General features: G+C 39.3%; 19 protein-coding genes and 1 riboswitch. Of the genes, 17 read left to right on the top strand and 2 right to left on the bottom strand.

From position 1 onward, the window contains the following. The first annotated feature begins 209 nt into the window (after positions 1 to 209). The 14 genes from DIS06_RS12565 (at position 210) to purD (ending at position 15,819) form a co-directional block, all read left to right on the top strand. On the top strand, positions 210 to 2,387 hold the full coding sequence (locus DIS06_RS12565) for a 5'-nucleotidase C-terminal domain-containing protein (RefSeq protein WP_110113627.1): 2,178 nt from the start codon (positions 210 to 212) through the stop codon (positions 2,385 to 2,387). 124 nt (positions 2,388 to 2,511) lie between these two features. Beyond that, entirely contained in the window at positions 2,512 to 2,712 is a 201-nt protein-coding gene (locus DIS06_RS12560) for an NETI motif-containing protein (RefSeq protein WP_110113626.1), read from the top strand. Between the two features lie 84 nt (positions 2,713 to 2,796). Beyond that, a riboswitch (purine riboswitch) is annotated at positions 2,797 to 2,898 on the top strand. Positions 2,899 to 3,023: 125 nt separating this feature from the next. Further along, positions 3,024 to 3,512 (top strand): 5-(carboxyamino)imidazole ribonucleotide mutase, encoded by a 489-nt coding sequence (purE, locus tag DIS06_RS12555; protein WP_110113625.1) that lies wholly within the window; start codon positions 3,024 to 3,026, stop codon positions 3,510 to 3,512. After that, a complete protein-coding gene (purK, locus tag DIS06_RS12550; protein WP_110113624.1) occupies positions 3,505 to 4,650 on the top strand; it encodes a 5-(carboxyamino)imidazole ribonucleotide synthase in 1,146 nt (381 codons plus the stop codon). Before purE ends, purK begins: the two co-directional genes overlap by 8 nt. Then, positions 4,647 to 5,939 (top strand): adenylosuccinate lyase, encoded by a 1,293-nt coding sequence (gene purB / locus DIS06_RS12545; RefSeq protein WP_110113623.1) that lies wholly within the window; start codon positions 4,647 to 4,649, stop codon positions 5,937 to 5,939. Before purK ends, purB begins: the two co-directional genes overlap by 4 nt. A 76-nt stretch (positions 5,940 to 6,015) precedes the next feature. Further along, a complete protein-coding gene (purC, locus tag DIS06_RS12540; RefSeq protein ID WP_110113635.1) occupies positions 6,016 to 6,723 on the top strand; it encodes a phosphoribosylaminoimidazolesuccinocarboxamide synthase in 708 nt (235 codons plus the stop codon). A gap of 2 nt (positions 6,724 to 6,725) precedes the next feature. Continuing rightward, entirely contained in the window at positions 6,726 to 6,977 is a 252-nt protein-coding gene (purS, locus tag DIS06_RS12535; RefSeq protein ID WP_110113622.1) for a phosphoribosylformylglycinamidine synthase subunit PurS, read from the top strand. After that, complete coding sequence (gene purQ, locus DIS06_RS12530) at positions 6,974 to 7,660, top strand: phosphoribosylformylglycinamidine synthase subunit PurQ (RefSeq protein WP_110113621.1); 687 nt, start codon at positions 6,974 to 6,976, stop codon at positions 7,658 to 7,660. Before purS ends, purQ begins: the two co-directional genes overlap by 4 nt. After that, positions 7,644 to 9,860 (top strand): phosphoribosylformylglycinamidine synthase subunit PurL, encoded by a 2,217-nt coding sequence (gene purL / locus DIS06_RS12525; protein WP_110113620.1) that lies wholly within the window; start codon positions 7,644 to 7,646, stop codon positions 9,858 to 9,860. Before purQ ends, purL begins: the two co-directional genes overlap by 17 nt. Further along, positions 9,845 to 11,263 carry an amidophosphoribosyltransferase gene (gene purF / locus DIS06_RS12520; RefSeq protein WP_110113619.1) on the top strand — a complete coding sequence of 473 codons (1,419 nt, stop codon included), beginning with the start codon at positions 9,845 to 9,847 and terminating at the stop codon, positions 11,261 to 11,263. Before purL ends, purF begins: the two co-directional genes overlap by 16 nt. Positions 11,264 to 11,277: 14 nt before the next feature. Next, complete coding sequence (gene purM, locus DIS06_RS12515; RefSeq protein WP_110113618.1) at positions 11,278 to 12,315, top strand: phosphoribosylformylglycinamidine cyclo-ligase; 1,038 nt, start codon at positions 11,278 to 11,280, stop codon at positions 12,313 to 12,315. Next, entirely contained in the window at positions 12,312 to 12,893 is a 582-nt protein-coding gene (purN, locus tag DIS06_RS12510) for a phosphoribosylglycinamide formyltransferase (protein WP_110113617.1), read from the top strand. Before purM ends, purN begins: the two co-directional genes overlap by 4 nt. A 102-nt stretch (positions 12,894 to 12,995) precedes the next feature. Continuing rightward, complete coding sequence (gene purH, locus DIS06_RS12505; RefSeq protein ID WP_110113616.1) at positions 12,996 to 14,534, top strand: bifunctional phosphoribosylaminoimidazolecarboxamide formyltransferase/IMP cyclohydrolase; 1,539 nt, start codon at positions 12,996 to 12,998, stop codon at positions 14,532 to 14,534. Between the two features lie 13 nt (positions 14,535 to 14,547). Next, positions 14,548 to 15,819 (top strand): phosphoribosylamine--glycine ligase, encoded by a 1,272-nt coding sequence (purD, locus tag DIS06_RS12500; protein ID WP_110113615.1) that lies wholly within the window; start codon positions 14,548 to 14,550, stop codon positions 15,817 to 15,819. A gap of 39 nt (positions 15,820 to 15,858) precedes the next feature. Here purD and DIS06_RS12495 read toward each other — a convergent pair whose 3' ends face one another. After that, a complete protein-coding gene (locus DIS06_RS12495) occupies positions 15,859 to 16,194 on the bottom strand; it encodes a hypothetical protein (protein ID WP_110113614.1) in 336 nt (111 codons plus the stop codon). Positions 16,195 to 16,216: 22 nt separating this feature from the next. Continuing rightward, on the bottom strand, positions 16,217 to 16,468 hold the full coding sequence (locus DIS06_RS12490) for a YgaP family membrane protein (RefSeq protein ID WP_110113613.1): 252 nt from the start codon (positions 16,466 to 16,468) through the stop codon (positions 16,217 to 16,219). Positions 16,469 to 16,572: 104 nt separating this feature from the next. On the opposite strand from DIS06_RS12490, the gene DIS06_RS12485 reads away from it, so the two are divergent. From DIS06_RS12485 to DIS06_RS12475, 3 genes are read left to right on the top strand one after another with little or no spacing between them, the layout of a single operon-like run. Beyond that, complete coding sequence (locus tag DIS06_RS12485; RefSeq protein WP_110113612.1) at positions 16,573 to 18,321, top strand: adenine deaminase C-terminal domain-containing protein; 1,749 nt, start codon at positions 16,573 to 16,575, stop codon at positions 18,319 to 18,321. Positions 18,322 to 18,350: 29 nt separating this feature from the next. Next, on the top strand, positions 18,351 to 19,382 hold the full coding sequence (locus DIS06_RS12480) for a DUF3048 domain-containing protein (protein WP_110113611.1): 1,032 nt from the start codon (positions 18,351 to 18,353) through the stop codon (positions 19,380 to 19,382). Positions 19,383 to 19,400: 18 nt separating this feature from the next. Continuing rightward, the gene (locus tag DIS06_RS12475) at positions 19,401 to 19,697 is read left to right on the top strand and encodes a YerC/YecD family TrpR-related protein (RefSeq protein WP_110113610.1); all 297 of its coding nucleotides are present in this window, start codon (positions 19,401 to 19,403) and stop codon (positions 19,695 to 19,697) included. The last annotated feature ends 8 nt before the right edge of the window (positions 19,698 to 19,705 follow it).

The following is a 19,705-nucleotide window of genomic DNA, read 5'->3' as shown; positions in this document are numbered from 1 at the left end:
TCTAGCGCCGATGGTAGTTGGGACTTTGTCCCTGTGAGAGTAGGACGTTGCCAGGCAATGAAAAACACTAGTATTTATACTAGTGTTTTTTTATGTAATTTCATATATTCATCTCTAAATTTACAATATTTCCATATTAGGTTAATAACTGTTTGCTATATTAGTAGTGTTTGACTCAATTAACTTAACCAATGGGAGGAATTACTTCAATGCCTTATAAAAAAAGAAAACGTTTTGTTCACTTAGCTTTCGCTTCAGCTGTTGCATTAGGAGCATATGCAACTCCTTTTAGTTCTTCGTTTATCTATGCAGAAACAGAGAATATTAAGGTTCAATTGTTAAGTGTAAATGATCTTCATGGTCAGATTGACTATTCTACTACTATTGATACAACAGGTGACGGGCAGAAAGATACAAAAGTTGGTGGGATAGAATATCTTGCTGCTTATATGGAAGAGAAAGCGTTAGAAAATAAAAATACGTTATATGTTCATTCTGGAGATATGATTGGTGGAAGTCCTCTTATTGCTGCTGCTTTTCAAGATGAACCAGTTGTTGAGATTATGAATGAAATGGGATTTGACGTTGGAACAGTCGGAAACCACGAATTTGACGAGGGAATTCAAGAAATGTTAAGAATGATTGATGGTGGAGATCATCCAACAGGAAAAGGAACTAAAGGATATCAAGGAATGAATTTTCCGTTAGTTGCTGCCAATGCATATGATAAATCAACAGATAAGCTACTTTTGCCACCTTACCATATACAAGAAGTAGATGGAGTCAAGGTTGGATTTATTGGTGTGGTCACACAATCAACGCCTAGTATGGTTATTAAACAAGGAAACGAACATTTAAAGATTACCGATGAGGTAGAAGCGATTAATACATACACAAAAGAGTTGAAAAGTAAGGGGATTAAGGCAATCGTCGTATTGGCTCATAATCCAGCGTCTCAACAAGCAGATGGAACTGTTACAGATGATGCCGCACGATTTGCAAATGAAGTGGACGATGAGGTAGATATTATCTTTGCTGGTCATAACCATCAAGGTGTCAATGGAACGGTTAATAATAAGCTGATTGTACAAGCATATGAATATGGTACAGCATTTGGAGAAGTAGATATTGAGATTGATCCTTCCACAGGTGATATTGTTGATAAGAAAGCAAATATTCACCGAGTGATTAATGCAGGTATTGAGCCACATCAAGAAGTGAAGAAAATTCTTGATAAGTATAACAAGCTGGTTGAACCTGTAAAAGCAGAAGTTATAAATGAGAATGCTCGTGACTATCCATCTCTTCGTTACCCTCAGCTTGGAATGATAGGAGATCATCCAGTTGGTAATTTAATAGCAGACGGAATGCGCCAGTCGATGAATGCTGATTTTGCATTAATGAATGGTGGTGGGGTGCGAGCAGGGCTTGATGCGGGTCCTATCACTTTTGGAGAATTATATACGATTCAGCCTTTTGGTAATGTATTAAATAAGGTTGAAATGACTGGTAAAGGTTTGAGGCAAGTTTTAAATAACCAAATCACAAGTTATGGATTAGATTTTTCTATTTCAGGTTTTCGCTATACGTATGAATACGATGATAAGTTAAAGCGAGGAAAAGTAGCAGATATGTATCTTCCTACTGGTGAGAAGATAAGTGATGATAAGTCATACTCTGTGGTTATTAACAATTTTATGTATGGTAGTAAATATGGGATTGATAAAGTTTCTTTACGTGATCCTGAAGTTGGGCCTGTGGATGTAGATGCATTAGCAGACTACGTTCGTACACTAAAAGGTCCTGTTGATTATAAAGAAGAAGGTCGTATCCAAGAAGTATCAAATCAATTTAGTGATGTACCCGTCAACCATTGGGCAAATCCTTACGTGACCCATTTGGCAAAAGAAGGAATTGTGAAAGGGAAGGCTGATAATGTATACGCACCAGCTCATCAGTTGACTCGTTCACAATTTGCTTCGATGCTCGTTCGCTCTTTAGGTTTAGAAGAGAAAGGTGATACCCCATTTAAAGATGTAACTCATTTGCCTGAAAACGTCAAAAGTGAGATCGGAGCAGCGTATGAAGCCGGTATTATTAAAGGTACTACCCCTCATACATTTGAGCCTTTTAAACCAATTTCACGTGCTCAAATGGTTACAATGTTGATTCGTGCTTATAAAGTAGCTAATGACCATAATTATGAAGTGAAAACCAAGATAAGTTTCAATGACGTCCAGCATCTAGATAGCGAAATGAAAGAATCTGTACAAGCGGCATATGAGATAGGGTATATTCAAGGGTATGGAAATCAGTTTAAACCACAACATTCAGCAACTCGTGTACAAGCAGCAAAAATAATAGCATTATTTTTAACTAAACAGTAATAGTCTGCTTAGACTAATTCTACTTGTTTTTTTAGACAAGATAGAGTTAGTCTATTTTTAGTTTTAAATTTGATAAATATGAGAAAGACGGTATACTAATAGGGTATTTATCGGAGGTGTTAAAATGTCGAATAAGAAAAAGAAGTGTTTATTTGAATTACGTTCGGATGAAACGATTTCACAATGCTTGGATCGAATGAAAGCAGAAGGTTACATGCCTGTTAGAAGAATGGAAAAGCCTGTATTTGAAGAGCAACTTATAAATGGGAAAAAAGAGTACGTTCCGGTAAAACAACAAATTGTATTTGAAGGAAAATTAACCTAAAAGCGAACATTAAACAAAAAAATAAAAATAACATTCGATTTTTGAGTTGACTTTTTGCTTTGTGAGTTGTTATTATTATGGTGTCAAAAGAAATAAACGAAACCTCATATAATAGTGGGAATATGGCCTGCGAGTTTCTACCTAACGACCGTAAATTGTTAGACTATGAGGAGAGTACAATTACTAAATTGGTAAATATGTGAATCCTTTTGTGAAGGATGATTTTATACATAAAACCTAGAGTAGTTGTGGCTTTCCTTAAGCTACGACTACGCTAGGTTTTTTTATTATCTGAAAAGGAGATTATATCCATGAATATAGAAGTTGCTGTTATTATGGGAAGTCAATCTGATTGGGAAACGATGAAACATGCATGTGATAGACTAGATGAATTGCATATTCAATATGAAAAGCGAGTTGTATCGGCACACCGCACACCTGATTACATGTTTGAATATGCCCAGACAGCAAAAGAACGTGGAATAAAGGTTATTATTGCGGGAGCAGGTGGAGCAGCGCATCTACCAGGGATGGTAGCAGCGAAAACAACATTACCGGTTATTGGTGTCCCTGTCCGTAGTAGCAATTTGAACGGATTAGATTCACTCTTATCTATTGTCCAGATGCCTGGTGGCGTCCCCGTGGCAACGGTGGCAATTGGTAAGGCAGGAGCAACAAATGCAGGATTATTGGCTGCTCAAATGTTGGCATTATCAGATCATAAACTTAGCCAACGATTAGAGCATCGTCGAAACCAACTAGAGGCCGTCGTGCTAGAAAGTAGTGAGCAACTTGTTTAACTCAATTATTCCTCCAGGTAAAACGGTTGGCATTGTAGGTGGTGGTCAGCTTGGACGAATGATGGCGATTGCCGCTAGAGAAATGGGCTATTATATTGCTGTATTAGACCCTACTGAGCATTCACCTTGTGGTCAAATTGCAGACATTGAAATTATCGGGCAGTATGACGATTTAGATTCGATTAAAAAGTTAGCCGCTGTTTCAGATGTGATTACATATGAATTTGAAAATATAAGTGTGGAGATGGTGAGATGGCTTCAATCAAATAGCTATGTTCCACAAGGAAGTCATGTTCTCGAAATTACACAAAATCGCAAACTTGAAAAATCACTTATCACAAAACTAGGCTTACATGTTCCTCCTTATCAAATTGTTAAAGCAGAAGATGAGTTACGTCATGCCATTCATGCTATCGGTTATCCATGCGTGGTCAAAACATGTATGGGTGGCTATGATGGGAAAGGGCAAGTTGTTGTAAAAGATGATAGTGATATTCTAAGTGCATCTAAATTGTTAGCACATAGTGAATGCATTGTGGAAAAGTGGATGCAACTAGATAAAGAGATTTCAGTCATTGTTCAGCGAAATGTCAATGGTGATACGACGTGCTTTCCAGTTGCTGAAAACATTCATCGCCATCACATTTTACATCAAAGTATTGTGCCTGCACGGATCGATGACAATCAACGAGATCAAGCGTTGCATTGCGCAAAAGTCATTGCTGATGGATTAGAGTTAGTTGGTACATTAACAGTTGAAATGTTCATCACTGAAAATCAAGATATTTATATGAATGAGTTAGCACCTCGACCACATAATTCCGGGCATTTCTCAATTGAAGCTTGTAACCTGTCACAATTCCAACAGCATATAAGAGCCATTTGTAATTGGCCACTTAGTGAACCTGTATTATTAAAACCAGCTGTAATGGTTAACCTATTAGGGGAACATGTGGAAGCTGCAATCTCAAAAATCGAATGTTTTGGTGATATACACTTACATTTGTACGGAAAAAAAGTTGCAAAAGAAAAGAGAAAAATGGGACATATAACGGTATTAGCTGATAAGATAGAGGATGCGGTGTCAAAAGCCGAATCATTAGCTATTTGGAATAGAACGGAGGAATATACAACATGATTGAACGTTATACCCGTCCGGAAATGGGCGCAATTTGGACTGAAGAAAATCGCTTTCAAGCTTGGCTTGAAGTAGAGATTTTAGCTTGTGAAGCATGGGCAGAGTTAGGTGACATTCCGAAAGAAGATGTAGCTCTTATTCGTGAAAAAGCCTCTTTTAATATTGATCGCATTAAAGAAATTGAAGCTGAAACACGACATGATGTAGTAGCATTTACTCGCGCGGTATCGGAGACGCTAGGTGAGGAGCGTAAATGGGTTCACTATGGCCTTACATCAACAGACGTTGTAGATACAGCTTTATCTTATATATTAAAACAAGCAAATGACATTCTTGAAAAGGATTTAGAACGTTTTGTTCAAGTCTTAAAAGAGAAAGCGCAAGAGCATAAATATACTGTCATGATGGGACGTACTCACGGTGTTCATGCAGAGCCAACGACATTTGGTTTGAAAATGGCGCTATGGTATGAAGAGATGAAACGTAACCTAGAACGCTTCAAACGTGCAGCAAAAGAAGTAGAGTTTGGAAAGATTTCAGGAGCGGTTGGTACGTTTGCAAATATTGATCCATTCGTTGAAGCTTATGTGTGTGAAAAGCTAGGTTTACAACCAGCGCCAATCTCGACTCAAACACTACAGCGTGATCGTCATGCTCATTATATGTCTGTTCTAGCTCTTATCGCGACTTCTATCGAAAAGTTTGCCGTTGAAGTTCGTGGATTACAAAAAAGTGAAACAAGGGAAGTAGAAGAGTACTTTGCAAAAGGTCAAAAAGGTTCATCTGCAATGCCGCATAAGCGTAACCCGATCGGTTCTGAGAATGTAACGGGATTAGCACGTCTTATCCGTGGTTATATGTCAGCAGCATATGATAACGTTCCGCTTTGGCATGAGCGTGACATCTCCCATTCTTCAGCTGAACGTGTTCTGTTACCAGACTCAACAATTGCGCTGAACTACATGTTAAATCGTTTTTCGAATATCATTAAAAACTTAACGGTATTCCCAGAAAACATGCAGCGCAATATGGATCGTACATTAGGTCTTATTTACTCGCAACGTGTGTTATTAGCGCTAATTAACACAGGTATGACGCGTGAAGAAGCATACGATCTTGTGCAACCAAAAGCGATGGAAGCATGGGAGTCTCAAGTTCCATTCCGTACACTAGTTGAAGCTGAAGAGCGAATTACAGATCGATTATCAACCGAGCAATTAGATGACTGCTTCGATTATCAGTATCATTTAAAGAGTGTTGATATGATCTTCAATCGTCTTGGTCTATAAAAACTTTAAAAGGTGAGGGATTTTCCTTGCCTTTTTGCAGGAATATTTATCAGAAGATTCTGAATCAAGGGGTGGGATAATGAAACAAGAACTACTTTATGAGGGAAAAGCGAAACGAATTTATAAGACGGAACAAGAACATGTACTGTGGGTTGCTTACAAAGATTCAGCGACGGCTTTTAACGGGCAGAAACAAGCTGAGATTATCGGAAAAGCTCAATTGAATAACAAAATTAGTAGTTTCCTATTTTCAATGCTTCATGAACAAGGAATTGAGACGCATTTCATTCAATCACTTTCTGATTCAGAACAATTAGTAAAGCAGGTAAATATCATTCCCCTAGAAGTTGTCGTACGCAATATGACAGCAGGTAGTTTAGCAAAAAGAATTGGTGTACAAGAAGGAATTCCATTTGCAACTCCCATTGTAGAGTTATATTACAAAAATGATGAGTTAGGTGATCCACTTATTATTGATGAGCATGCAATCTTTTTAGAAGCAGCTACAGCGCAAGAGATTTCACTTTTAAAGGCTCAAGCGCTACGCATCAATGACGTATTAAAACAGTTCTTCAAAGAAAAAGGCATTCAGCTTGTGGATTTTAAATTAGAGTTCGGGAAAACGGCATCGGGTGAGCTTATTTTAGCAGATGAAATTTCACCAGATACGTGTCGATTCTGGGATATCGAAACAAACGAAAAGTTAGATAAAGATGTGTTTCGCCGTGATTTAGGGACGTTAACAGAAGCATACGAAAAAATCTTAGAGAGAATCGGGGGATAACAATGTATAAAGTAACGGTATTTGTCACATTAAGAGAGAGTGTATTAGATCCACAAGGAGTAGCGGTGAAGAATTCATTACACCGTATGTCTTATGAAGAAGTAAGTGAAGTACGTATTGGTAAGTATCTAGAGCTAACTATTAATGAGCAAGAGGATGTAGATACAAGAGTAAAGGAAATGTGCGAAAAGCTATTAGTCAATACAGTTATTGAAGACTATCGCTATGAAGTTGAGGAGGCTGTTGCACAGTGAAATTTGCTGTAATTGTGTTTCCAGGATCAAACTGTGATGTGGATATGTACCATGCAATTAAGGATGAACTAGGCGAAGAAGTAGAATACGTGTGGCACGATTGCGATAATTTAGATGAATTTGACGGTGTGTTACTTCCAGGTGGATTTTCATACGGAGATTATTTACGCTCTGGGGCCATCGCTCGTTTTGCAAATGTCATGGAAGCTGTGAAGAAGGCAGCAGCGGCAGGTAAGCCGGTATTAGGTGTGTGTAACGGATTTCAAATTCTATTAGAAGCTGGGTTATTACCGGGTGCGATGCGACGTAATCAAGACCTTAAATTTATTTGTAAACCTGTGACCCTTGAAGTAATGAACAATAACACAATGTTTACAAACGCTTATTCAAAACATGAACGCATCTCGATTCCTGTTGCGCACGGTGAGGGAAATTACTATTGTGATGAAGCAACATTAAAGCAACTAGTAGACAATAACCAAATCGCGTTTCAATATGCCGATGAAAATCCAAATGGTAGCTTACAAAGCATTGCTGGGATTGTGAATGAGACAGGCAATGTATTAGGAATGATGCCACATCCAGAACGAGCAGTCGATACATTGTTAGGAAGTGCAGATGGATTAAAACTATTCAAATCAATCGTGAAGCAGTGGAGGGAACAATATGTCGTTACTTCTTGAACCAAGTGTAGAACAAATTAAAGAGCAAAAGATTTATAAAGAAATGGGATTAACAGATGAGGAGTTTGCTAGTGTAGAAGCGTTATTAGGTCGTCTACCAAACTACACAGAAGTTGGTCTGTTTTCAGTAATGTGGTCTGAGCATTGCAGTTACAAAAACTCCAAGCCTGTCCTTCGTAAGTTTCCAACGTCTGGTGACAAGGTGTTACAGGGGCCTGGAGAGGGAGCTGGAATTGTAGATATTGGTGATAATCAAGCAGTTGTATTTAAAATTGAGAGTCATAATCATCCATCTGCAATTGAGCCTTATCAAGGGGCAGCAACAGGTGTTGGTGGTATTATCCGTGATGTATTCTCAATGGGAGCAAGACCAATTGCATTGTTAAACTCTTTGCGTTTTGGTGAGTTAACGTCACCGAAAGTTCGTCATTTGTTTGAAGAAGTAGTGGCAGGTATTGCAGGATACGGAAACTGTGTTGGTATTCCAACAGTCGGTGGAGAGATTCAATTTGACCCTTCATATGAAGGAAATCCGCTAGTGAATGCAATGTGCGTAGGTTTAATTAAGCATGAAGATATTCAAAAAGGTCAGGCTAAAGGAATTGGCAACACAGTCATGTATGTAGGAGCTAAAACAGGTCGAGATGGTATTCATGGTGCAACTTTTGCGTCAGAAGAGCTATCTGATCAATCAGATGAGAAGCGACCAGCTGTACAAGTAGGTGATCCATTTATGGAAAAGCTTTTACTTGAAGCGTGTTTAGAACTAGTGAAGTGTGACGCACTTGTAGGTATTCAGGATATGGGAGCTGCAGGTTTAACAAGTTCATCAGCAGAAATGGCAAGTAAAGCAGGGTCAGGCATTGAGATGAACCTTGATTTAGTACCACAGCGTGAAACTGGTATGACTGCTTATGAAATGATGTTATCAGAGTCACAAGAGCGTATGCTAATAGTCGTTGAAAGAGGAAGAGAAGACGAGATTGTGCAAATCGTTGAAAAGTATGGATTAGAAGCAGTAGCAGTTGGTGTTGTAACAGACGATAAAATGTTACGCCTTACGCATAAAGGGAAAGTCGTTGCTGAAGTACCTGTTGATGCGTTAGCAGAAGATGCACCAGTTTATCATAAGCCATCTGCTGAGCCAGGTTACTATAAAGAATTTCAGGAGCAAGATGCATATGTACCATCTGTTACCGACTACAATGAAACCCTTTTAACTCTATTACAGCAACCAACGATTGCGAGCAAAGAGTGGGTTTATAACCAATATGATTACATGGTGCGAACAAATACAGTCGTTTCACCAGGCTCTGATGCAGCCGTGGTACGTGTACGTGGAACAAATAAAGCACTTGCAATGACAACGGATTGTAACTCGCGTTATTTATACTTAGATCCGGAAGTCGGTGGTAAGATTGCGGTAGCTGAAGCAGCAAGAAATATTGTGTGCTCAGGTGGAGAGCCATTAGCAATTACAGACTGTTTAAACTTTGGTAACCCTGAGAAACCAGAGATTTTCTGGCAACTAGAAAAAGCGGTTGATGGCATGAGCGAAGCGTGCCGTGAGTTACAAACACCTGTTATCGGTGGAAATGTATCTCTTTATAATGAAACAAACGGGGAAGCAATTTATCCAACACCAGTAGTTGGAATGGTAGGGCTTATTAAAGATATCGAACATATTACAACGCAAGCTTTTAAAGAAGAAGGCGATCTTGTGTACGTTATTGGAGAAGCTAAGTCTGAATTTGCAGGTAGTGAACTTCAAAAGATAATGGAAGGTACCATCTTTGGGAAAGCACCTCAATTAGATTTAGATGTGGAGCAACGTAGACAGAAGCAATTGTTAGCTGCAATACGTGCAGGTCTTGTTCAATCTGCTCACGACGTTGCAGAAGGTGGATTCGCTGTTGCCTTAGCAGAAGGTTTAATGAATAGTGATGAACTAGGTGTGAAAGTAAGTACGTTTGAAGAGCCAACATTACTATTTAGCGAAACACAATCACGCTTTCTTGTAACGGTGAAAGAAGAAAACAGAATAAAATTTGAAACACTTGTAAAAGAAGCCATTGAAGTAGGAACGGTAACAGCTGATGCTACGTTTACAATTGAAAACAATCAAGGAGTCATTATTCAATTACCAGTGCCGGAGTTGAAAACAGCTTGGAAAGGAGCTATTCCATGCTTGCTGAAATAAAAGGTCTTAATGAAGAGTGTGGAGTTTTTGGTATTTGGGGACATGAAAATGCGAATCAAATCACTTATTATGGCCTTCACAGCTTACAACATCGTGGTCAAGAAGGAGCAGGAATTGCTGTTTCAGATGGAGACAAAGTGAATGTAGCCAAAGGACTTGGATTAGTGACGGAAGTGTTTGGTAATGGTGTGTTAGATAAAGTTGAAGGAAGTGCAGCTATTGGTCATGTACGCTATGCAACCGCTGGGGGCGGTGGTTTTGAAAACGTCCAGCCTCTCCACTTTCGTTCGCAAAGCGGAAGCATCGCACTAGCTCATAACGGTAATCTTGTGAATGCAAATGCATTAAAACATCAACTTGAAAATCAAGGGAGCATTTTTCAGTCTACTTCGGATACGGAAGTGCTTGCCCATTTAATCAAGCGCAGTGGTTATCAAGATTTAAAAGACAAGGTAAAGAATGCATTATCAATGGTGAAAGGCGCCTATGCGTTTGTCATTTTAACTGAAAATGAAATGATGGTTGCGCTTGATCCAAACGGATTGCGTCCTTTATCTTTAGGACGTTTAGGAGATGCTTATGTTGTGGCATCTGAAACGTGTGCATTTGATGTGGTGGGGGCTATATACGAGCGCGACGTGCAGCCAGGTGAACTCTTAATCATTAACGATGAGGGACTGACATCTGAGCGCTTTACTTTGAATGTAAACCGTGCTATTTGCAGTATGGAATATATTTATTTTTCACGCCCAGATAGCAACATTGATGGTATTAATATTCATTCCGCTCGTAAAAATTTAGGAAAAGAGTTAGCCATTGAATCATCAGTTGAAGCTGATGTTGTAACAGGTGTACCAGATTCAAGTATTTCAGCAGCGATAGGATTTGCCGAACAGTCGGGGATTCCATATGAGCTTGGATTAATTAAAAATCGTTATGTCGGTCGTACATTTATTCAGCCTTCTCAATCGTTACGTGAGCAAGGGGTAAAGATGAAACTTTCCCCTGTTCGAAAAATTGTTGAAGGAAAGCGTGTTGTAATGGTTGACGATTCGATTGTGCGTGGAACGACAAGTAGACGAATTGTTAGAATGCTACGTGAAGCAGGGGCAACAGAGGTACACGTACGGATTAGTTCACCACCTATTAAAAATCCTTGCTTTTATGGAATTGACACGTCTTCTGAAGAAGAGCTCATTGCAGCGACTCACTCAGTTGAAGAAATTCGTCAGTTAATTGAAGCAGACTCTCTAGAATTTTTAAGCGAACAAGGGTTAGTGAGCGCCATTGGTCGACCGTACGAAGGATCTTATCGGGGTCAATGCATGGCTTGTTTTACAGGAAAGTACCCAACAGAAATTTATCCAGACACGGTACATCCTCATGAAAAGGTAACGTGCTAAAAAGGAGTGACAAGATGTCTCAGTCATATAAACAAGCAGGAGTAAATTTAGAAGCAGGCTATGAGTCTGTAGAACGCATTAAAAAGCATGTGAAGCGTACGGTACGCCCTGGTGTTATGGGAACGGTTGGTGGCTTTGGTGGGATGTTTGATTTATCTTCGTTAAAGCTAAACGAACCTGTTCTTGTCTCTGGTACGGATGGGGTTGGTACAAAGTTAAAGCTCGCTTTTATGATGGATAAGCACGATACGATTGGCATTGACGTTGTAGCGATGTGTGTAAATGACGTGCTTGTACAAGGAGCGCAGCCTTTATACTTTTTAGATTACATTGCTTGTGGAAAAGCTGTTCCTGAGAAAATAGAGCAAATTGTTAAAGGGATTGCAGATGGCTGTGAGCAAGCGGATTGTGCATTAATTGGTGGAGAAACGGCTGAGATGCCTGGCTTATATGAAGAAGATGAGTATGATTTAGCAGGCTTTACAGTAGGAGCGGTTGAAAAGTCGGAGATCATTACAGGCGAGAACATTGAGCAAGGAGACATTCTCATTGGTATTTCATCGAGTGGTATTCATAGTAATGGATACTCACTTGTTCGTAAAATTGTAGAAGACGCGAAGCTGGACTTGTCTCACGCGTATAAAGGGTTTGATAAATCATTAGGTGAAGAGTTGTTAACACCTACGAAAATCTATGTGAAGCCTGTCTTAAAAGCATTACAGAATGCTTCAGTAGCAGGAATGGCTCATATTACAGGTGGAGGATTTATTGAAAACATCCCTCGTATGATACCAGAAGGTTTGGGCGTAGAAATTGATTATGGTTCATGGCCGATTCCATTGATTTTCGACTTTATGGAAGAGTACGGGAAGCTTAGTCGATTAGAGATGTTTGAAGTGTTTAACATGGGGATCGGATTTGTCTTAGCGGTGAAGCATCACCAACTACATGTCGTCATTGAAGCGATTGAAGCTGAAGGTGAAAAAGCATTTATCATCGGGCGCGTAAAAGAAGGTGCAGGGGTGACATTTGGTGGAGGTCGAATTGAATGAGGAACATAGCAGTCTTTGCCTCCGGTAACGGTTCAAATTTTCAAGCAATCTATGAAGCAGCTCAATGTGGAGATTTACAAGCGAATGTTGTGCTCGTTGTGTGTGATAAACCTGGGGCATTTGTGATTGAACGGGCAGAAAAAGCAGGAATGACTACTTTTGTTTGCTCGCCGAGTGAGTTTGCTAGCAAGGTAGATTACGAAAAAGCAGTTTTGAAAGAACTTCTAGATAAAAAGGTCGAATTCATTGTACTTGCTGGCTATATGAGGTTAATTGGAGAAGTTCTACTTGAGCACTATTCAAATCGAATTGTCAATATCCACCCTTCTTTATTACCTGCATTTCCAGGAAAAGATGCGGTTGGTCAGGCGCTAAGAGCGGGAGTGAAAGTAACAGGAGTCACCGTTCATTTTGTAGATGCGGGAATGGATACGGGGCCTATTATTGACCAAATCATTGTGCCGATTGGTGAAAGAGACACACGTGAGCAAATCGAGAATCACATCCATTTTGTAGAACATCGATTTTATCCAAAAGTGCTACAGCATTTGTTTGCGAAAGAAGCATTAAATACGTAAAAGAGAGTTCTCTTGTCAAACTCTTTTTAATACTTTACCATAGTAATATATTAATAAAAGAAAGAACTGAAAAAGAGACAATTGGTAGGAGGAGTTTCAATTATGTCAAAAAAACGTGCATTAATTAGCGTTTCAGATAAAGAAGGAATTGTTGCATTCGCGCAAGCTTTAGAACGTTTAGGTGTAGAGATTGTATCTACAGGAGGTACGAAGAAAACACTTGAAGAGAATGGTGTGAATGTAATTGGTATTTCAGAGATAACAGACTTTCCAGAGATTTTAGATGGTCGTGTTAAAACGTTACATCCTAAAGTACACGGTGGTTTGTTAGCAATTCGTGATAATGAAGCTCATCAAGCGCAATTGCAAGAGCATAATATTACACCGATTGATTTTGTGGTAGTCAACCTTTATCCATTTAAGAAAACGATTGAACAAGAGAATGTGACATTAGAAGATGCGATTGAAAACATTGATATTGGTGGACCAACGATGTTACGTTCGGCTGCAAAAAATTATCGTGATGTAACAGTAATTGTGGATCCTGTTGATTATGAAGCTGTATTAACCGATTTAACAAATGACAATAAAGTATCGTTTGAAACAAATCAACGCCTAGCGGCAAAAGTATTTCGTCATACAGCCGCGTACGATGCATTAATTGCGGAATATCTAACAAACGTAGCAGGTGAAACAGAGCCAGAAAAGTTAACCGTTACATATGAAAAAGTACAAGATTTACGCTACGGGGAAAATCCACACCAAAAAGCCGCTTTTTATAAAAAGCCATTAACACAAAAAGGGTCAATTGCAGCTGCGACTCAATTGCATGGGAAAGAGTTATCTTACAATAACATCAATGATGCCAATGCAGCTCTTCAAATTGTAAAAGAATTTACAGAGCCAGCTGTTGTTGCAATTAAACATATGAATCCATGTGGTGTAGGTGTTGGAGAGACGATTAAGGCAGCCTATGAAAAAGCGTACGAAGCGGATTCTACGTCGATTTTCGGTGGGATTATTGCCGCAAATCGCCCAATTAATCGTGAAACAGCCATTCAAATGAAAGAAATCTTTTTAGAAATTATTATTGCTCCTTCGTTTGATGAAGAGGCATTAGAAGTATTAACTTCTAAAAAGAATTTACGTTTACTAACGGTAAAGTTTGATGAAGCCCCAACCAAAGAAGCCTTCCTTACATCTGTTAAAGGTGGTGTGTTGATACAAGACGAAGATGTCTTTGGCTTTGAAGAGGCAAACATTACGGTTCCAACAAAGCGTGAGCCAACAGAAGAAGAGTGGGCGAACTTAAAGTTAGCTTGGCGCGTTGTGAAAAACGTGAAGTCAAATGCCATTGTGCTAACAAAAGATAACATGACCATTGGCGTTGGAGCAGGGCAGATGAACCGGGTAGGAGCAGCAAAGCTTGCGATTGAACAAGCGGGTGAAAAAGCACAAGGTTCAGCATTAGGGTCTGATGCATTCTTCCCAATGGACGATACGGTTGAAGCAGCAGCAAAGGCAGGTGTGACTGCGATTATTCAACCAGGTGGGTCTATTCGTGATGAAGACTCAATTAAAAAGGCAGATGAATACGGGATTACAATGGTATTTACAGGGATGAGACACTTTAAGCATTGATGAGGTGATAGGTGTGAATATATTAGTCATTGGAAAAGGTGGAAGAGAGCATACAATTGCTTGGAAAGCAGCGCAAAGTACATTGGTGAAGAACGTATTTGTCGCTCCTGGTAACGTTGGTATGACTAGTATTGCAACGTGTGTAGAAATTGAGGAGCACGAGCAAGAAAAACTTATTCGCTTTGCGAAAGAAAACAAAGTTGGCTTAACAATTGTAGGACCAGAAGTTCCATTAATGGAAGGAATTGTTGATGCTTTTGAGCGTGAAGGACTCATGATCTTTGGTCCAAGAAAGCAAGCCGCAATGATTGAAGGAAGCAAAGCATTTGCAAAAGAACTAATGGATAAATTTCAGATTCCAACTGCTTCATATGAAACGTTTGAATCGTATGAAGAGGCCAAGGCATATGTTGAAGAAAAAGGCGCTCCAATTGTGATTAAAGCAGACGGCCTTGCTGCTGGAAAAGGTGTAACGGTTGCTCTCTCTGAAGAGGAAGCAATCGAGACTCTTCGTGACATGTTGGTCAATAAAAAGTTTAATGAAGCAAGCCAGCAAGTCGTGGTAGAAGAGTTTTTAGAGGGAGAAGAATTTTCGTTAATGGCTTTTGTACATGGAACGGACGTTTATCCAATGGTCATTGCACAAGACCATAAGCGTGCCTACGACGGAGATAAGGGACCGAACACCGGAGGGATGGGAGCTTATTCCCCTGTTCCTCAAATTAGTGAATATATTGTAGAACAAGCGATTGAGACCATCTTAAAACCAATGGCTAAAGGGCTCGTGCAAGAAGGATGCTCTTATACAGGAATTTTATATGCAGGATTAATTGCCACAAATGAAGGGCCGAAAGTGATTGAGTTTAACGCTCGTTTCGGGGACCCTGAGACACAAGTGGTATTACCACGCATGAAGAGTGACTTAGTTGAAGTATTGCTAAATATTTTAACTAATCGCTCTGTGAACATTGAGTGGGCAGAGGAAGCGGTTGTTGGGGTGGTAGTAGCATCAGCTGGCTATCCAAATGACTATAAAAAATATGCGCCGATTAAAGGGTTAGAAAATGTAAGTGCTGATACACTTGTTTTTCATGCTGGAACGGAGTTAAGAGACCATCAGTATGTATCAAATGGTGGGCGTGTGTTGCTTTTTGCTCAAATAGCACCTACAATTGAGCAAGCACAAAAGAGTGTGTATGAGCAGCTCTCTCTTATTGATACAGAAGAAAACTTTTTTTATCGATATGACATTGGAACAAAAGCGTTCGTCAATACTGTTAAGTAAGCAAAAGCCTCATGCTACCACTGGCATGAGGCTTTCGTTTTAGGTGAGAGTAATAATCTCAACAGGACCATGGTCGTCGCAATGACCATCATGAACGTGGTGCAAACGTCCATTTACCAAGTAATCAAAGTGATCACCGTGAGGTACAAGTTCATGTCCACATTCTTCATCGTGATTGCAACCGCAGTTCATCGGTCGACATTGATCTGGGTTTGTTTCGTTTACTTCTAATTTGCACTCATCCCAGTGACCTTCATGTTCGTGATGTAAATGGCCGTTGTGAATATAGTCAATATGGCTTCCATGGCGGATTTTTGTATGTCCACAGGCGATACTATGTTGGTGTGAGTGATTTTTGTGTATGTCATGTTCCATAGCTAACAACTCCTCTACTTAACTAAGATGGATTATAAGTCATTTCTTCATGCTCAGTTGACCGATGTTGTTCATGTTGATACTTATCAAATGCAAATGTTAAAGGACAAAAACGAGTAATTCCTTCTGCGACTTTCATAGCTGCAAGTAGGGCCATCAATAAATAAGAGTCACGGTAAGGGCGTTTGACTAATTTAGCTGTTACCCAAGATAAGAGTGCAAAGCCGATCGTCATACGAACGAGTGCATTAATGATGCCGATGTTTGGTTTCATGTTTTATCACCTTTAATTAATAGAATTTTTACATAATCTTTAATGCTTTAAACTAGCTAATATGGTACGATTGTAGCAACAGGAAAATAAAAGGGGAGATGTTCATGCCTGAGCAACGTTATCGTTGGAAAAACAGACAAATACGTGAACAAATTGAGATACTAAATGGTCAAAAATCTCCAACTACTGTATTAACAAATGCTACTTATTTAAATTCGTATAGAAAAGCATGGATGAACGCCAACATTTGGATTGCTGAGGATCGAATTGTGTATGTAGGCGATGCAATGCCCGAGTTACTAGATGAAAAAGCCGATGTAATTGACTGCCACAATCAATTTTTAGTACCAGGCTACATTGAGCCTCATGTTCACCCATTTCAATTATATAATCCCCATACGTTTGCACAATATGCATCTGAACATGGAACCACTACACTAATCAATGATAATATGGTGCTTGCTTTACAACCAGAAAAAAAGAAAGCGTTTTCTTTCTTAGAATCGATGAAGAGCATTCCATCCACAATGTATTGGTGGAGTCGATTTGACGCTCAAACGGAGATTATCAATGAAGAAGCGGTATTTTCTCATCGAAATGTTACGTCGTGGATTGAACATGATGCCGTTTTACAAGGAGGAGAGCTAACTGGCTGGCCGAAGTTAATCGATGGAGACGATTTAATGCTTCATTGGATACAAGAAACGAAACGCATGGGTAAAAAAATAGAGGGTCACTTTCCAGGAGCTTCTGAGATGACATTGGCTAAAATGCTTTTATTTGGGGCGGACTGTGACCATGAGTCAATGAGTGGAGAAGATGCATTGCGTAGGCTTTCGCAAGGATATACCGTTTCGTTGCGCTATTCATCAATTCGACCAGACTTGCCATCTATTTTAAAAGAGTTAAAAGAATTGGGTATTGAGCATTATGATCGTTTTATGATGACAACAGATGGATCACCTCCTTCGTTTTACAAAGAAGGGGTATCGGATATGCTAATAAAAATTGCGATGGATCAAGGGGTTACGCCAATTGATGCTTACCATATGGCGAGTCATACGATTGCCAAGTATTACAACATGGAACACTTGCATGGAAGCATCGCGCCAGGTCGAATTGCCAATATAAATTTCTTGAAAGCCATTGACCACCCTACTCCTCAGTCTGTTTTAGCAAAAGGGAAATGGGTTTTAAAAAGTGGTGAGAAGCAAGTACACGCTGCTGAATCGTTTCCGTGGACCACACATGGATTTGCACCGCTGAGATTGGAGTGGGACTTAAAGATAGACGATTTACAGTTTTCAATGGCATTAGGAATGAAGATGATGAACTCTGTGATTATGAAGCCGTACTCGGTTAATCTAGATGTATCGGTTGATGAACTTTCAGATACTCATGATGAAAGCTTTTTAGTCTTAATGGACCGTCATGGGAAATGGCGAGTCAATACAATTTTGAAAGGGTTTACAAATGGAGTATCAGGGTTTGCGAGCTCGTATTCAAATACGGGAGATATTATTTTAATTGGAAAGAAAAAAGAAGACATGATGGCTGCTTTTAACCGAATGAAAGCGCTTGGTGGTGGTATTGTGTTAGTCGAAAACAATGAAGTTGTTTATGAAGTCCCAATGTTACTAAATGGAATTATGTCAGAAAAGCCTTTAGAGGAATTGATGGAGGAAGAATTGACCTTAACATCATTACTTCGTGAGCGAGGTTACAAGCATAATGATCCTATTTATTCTTTGTTATTCTTTTCATCTACCCACCTTCCTTATGTCCGAATTACACCAAGGGGAATTTATGACGTGATGAATAAAAAGGTACTCTTTCCGTCAATAATGCGTTAAAATATAAAAGAAAAAGGTTGGGTCAAGGCATGCGATTTCTTTTATTATGTTCGGTTGTTACGCTAGCACTCACAGGTTGTCAGAAGAAAGAGAGTATACCTGTTGAGGAGTCGTTAGAAGTAGTGGAAGAAGTAAAGGTAGATGAACCAACGAAAGAAAAGCAACAAGAAATATCACCGTTAACAGGTTTATCGACAGAATCAAAAGCAAATGAACGACCAGTAGCTGTGATGATTAATAATGATCCAAAAGCTCGTCCACAATCCGGCTTAAAAGAAGCAGATATTGTCTATGAGTTGCTAGCAGAAGGATCCATTACACGCTTTATGGCTATCTATCAAAGCGAAAAGCCAGAAGTGATCGGGCCTGTTCGAAGTGCGAGAGATTACTATGTTGAGCTCAGTAAAGGATATGATGCTTTTTACGTATGTCATGGCTGGAGTCCAGACGCGAAAGCCATGCTTGAAGCAGGAGAAGTCGATTCGTTAAATGGGTTATTTTATGATGGCACTCTCTTTAAACGTTCAAAGGACCGAAAAGCACCACACAACTCGTATATTACATACGAAAACATTAAAAAAGGTGCAAAAGAAAAAGGGTATTCGATGGAAGAGGAAATCAGCAGGCTATCATTTGTTGAAGAAGCATCCCTTTCAGGTATGGAAGCAACGGATGTAACTGTTAAACATATGAATACGGCTTTAGCAACAGTTGTGTACACCTATGATAAAGAAAAAGAGAAATACACTCGTTCTGATGGAAAAACAGATACAATTGATGCTGAGTCTCAGGACTTAATTTTAGTAGATAATGTACTTATTGTTGAGGCAAAGCATAAAATCGTTGATAATCAAGGTAGACGAGATATTGACTTAACATCGGGTGGTAAAGGCTATTTATTACAAAAGGGTGTAGCTCAAAAGGTTGAATGGAAAAACGTTGATGGGCGTCTTTTGCCATATCAAGACGAAACCGTTATCCCTTTTGTGAAAGGAAAAACATGGATTAATGTGATCTCTACTTCTCCTGGTGTCGACGAGGGAGTATTAATAGAAAGTTAACAAGAAGGAGTATGAACTATGCAAATTGATAAACTTCGCGGTAAAGAACTAAATCAATTATTCGAAGCGATTTTGTCTTTAAAAGATGTAGAAGAATGCTATCGATTTTTTGATGATTTATGTACAGTCAATGAAATTCAATCATTAGCACAACGCTTAGAAGTAGCCAGAATGTTAAGAGAAGGGTTTACGTACCATAAAATTGAAACGGAAACAGGTGCCAGTACAGCAACTATTTCACGTGTAAAGCGTTGCTTGAACTATGGAAGCGATGCGTATCAATTAGTATTAGAGCGTTTAGATACAGATAAATAAAAGAGACG

It is taken from the genome of Bacillus sp. CGMCC 1.16541 (assembly GCF_003184905.1).
Lineage (GTDB): Bacteria > Bacillota > Bacilli > Bacillales > Bacillaceae_H > Priestia.
The sequence above is the reverse complement of the archived record's forward strand: the minus strand, read 5'-3'. Positions and strand labels throughout refer to the sequence as shown.

What these genes read in the sequence shown, in the direction of transcription:
- purS (WP_110113622.1), top strand. Translation starts at nt 6,726, where the DNA reads ATGTATAAAGTAACGGTATTTGTCACATTAAGAGAGAGTGTATTAGAT.
- DIS06_RS12485 (WP_110113612.1), top strand. Translation starts at nt 16,573, where the DNA reads ATGCCTGAGCAACGTTATCGTTGGAAAAACAGACAAATACGTGAACAA.
- DIS06_RS12490 (WP_110113613.1), bottom strand. Translation starts at nt 16,468, where the DNA reads ATGAAACCAAACATCGGCATCATTAATGCACTCGTTCGTATGACGATC.
- DIS06_RS12495 (WP_110113614.1), bottom strand. Translation starts at nt 16,194, where the DNA reads ATGGAACATGACATACACAAAAATCACTCACACCAACATAGTATCGCC.
- DIS06_RS12565 (WP_110113627.1), top strand. Translation starts at nt 210, where the DNA reads ATGCCTTATAAAAAAAGAAAACGTTTTGTTCACTTAGCTTTCGCTTCA.
- DIS06_RS12560 (WP_110113626.1), top strand. Translation starts at nt 2,512, where the DNA reads ATGTCGAATAAGAAAAAGAAGTGTTTATTTGAATTACGTTCGGATGAA.
- purM (WP_110113618.1), top strand. Translation starts at nt 11,278, where the DNA reads ATGTCTCAGTCATATAAACAAGCAGGAGTAAATTTAGAAGCAGGCTAT.
- purF (WP_110113619.1), top strand. Translation starts at nt 9,845, where the DNA reads ATGCTTGCTGAAATAAAAGGTCTTAATGAAGAGTGTGGAGTTTTTGGT.
- DIS06_RS12480 (WP_110113611.1), top strand. Translation starts at nt 18,351, where the DNA reads ATGCGATTTCTTTTATTATGTTCGGTTGTTACGCTAGCACTCACAGGT.
- purL (WP_110113620.1), top strand. Translation starts at nt 7,644, where the DNA reads ATGTCGTTACTTCTTGAACCAAGTGTAGAACAAATTAAAGAGCAAAAG.
- DIS06_RS12475 (WP_110113610.1), top strand. Translation starts at nt 19,401, where the DNA reads ATGCAAATTGATAAACTTCGCGGTAAAGAACTAAATCAATTATTCGAA.
- purH (WP_110113616.1), top strand. Translation starts at nt 12,996, where the DNA reads ATGTCAAAAAAACGTGCATTAATTAGCGTTTCAGATAAAGAAGGAATT.
- purB (WP_110113623.1), top strand. Translation starts at nt 4,647, where the DNA reads ATGATTGAACGTTATACCCGTCCGGAAATGGGCGCAATTTGGACTGAA.
- purE (WP_110113625.1), top strand. Translation starts at nt 3,024, where the DNA reads ATGAATATAGAAGTTGCTGTTATTATGGGAAGTCAATCTGATTGGGAA.
- purN (WP_110113617.1), top strand. Translation starts at nt 12,312, where the DNA reads ATGAGGAACATAGCAGTCTTTGCCTCCGGTAACGGTTCAAATTTTCAA.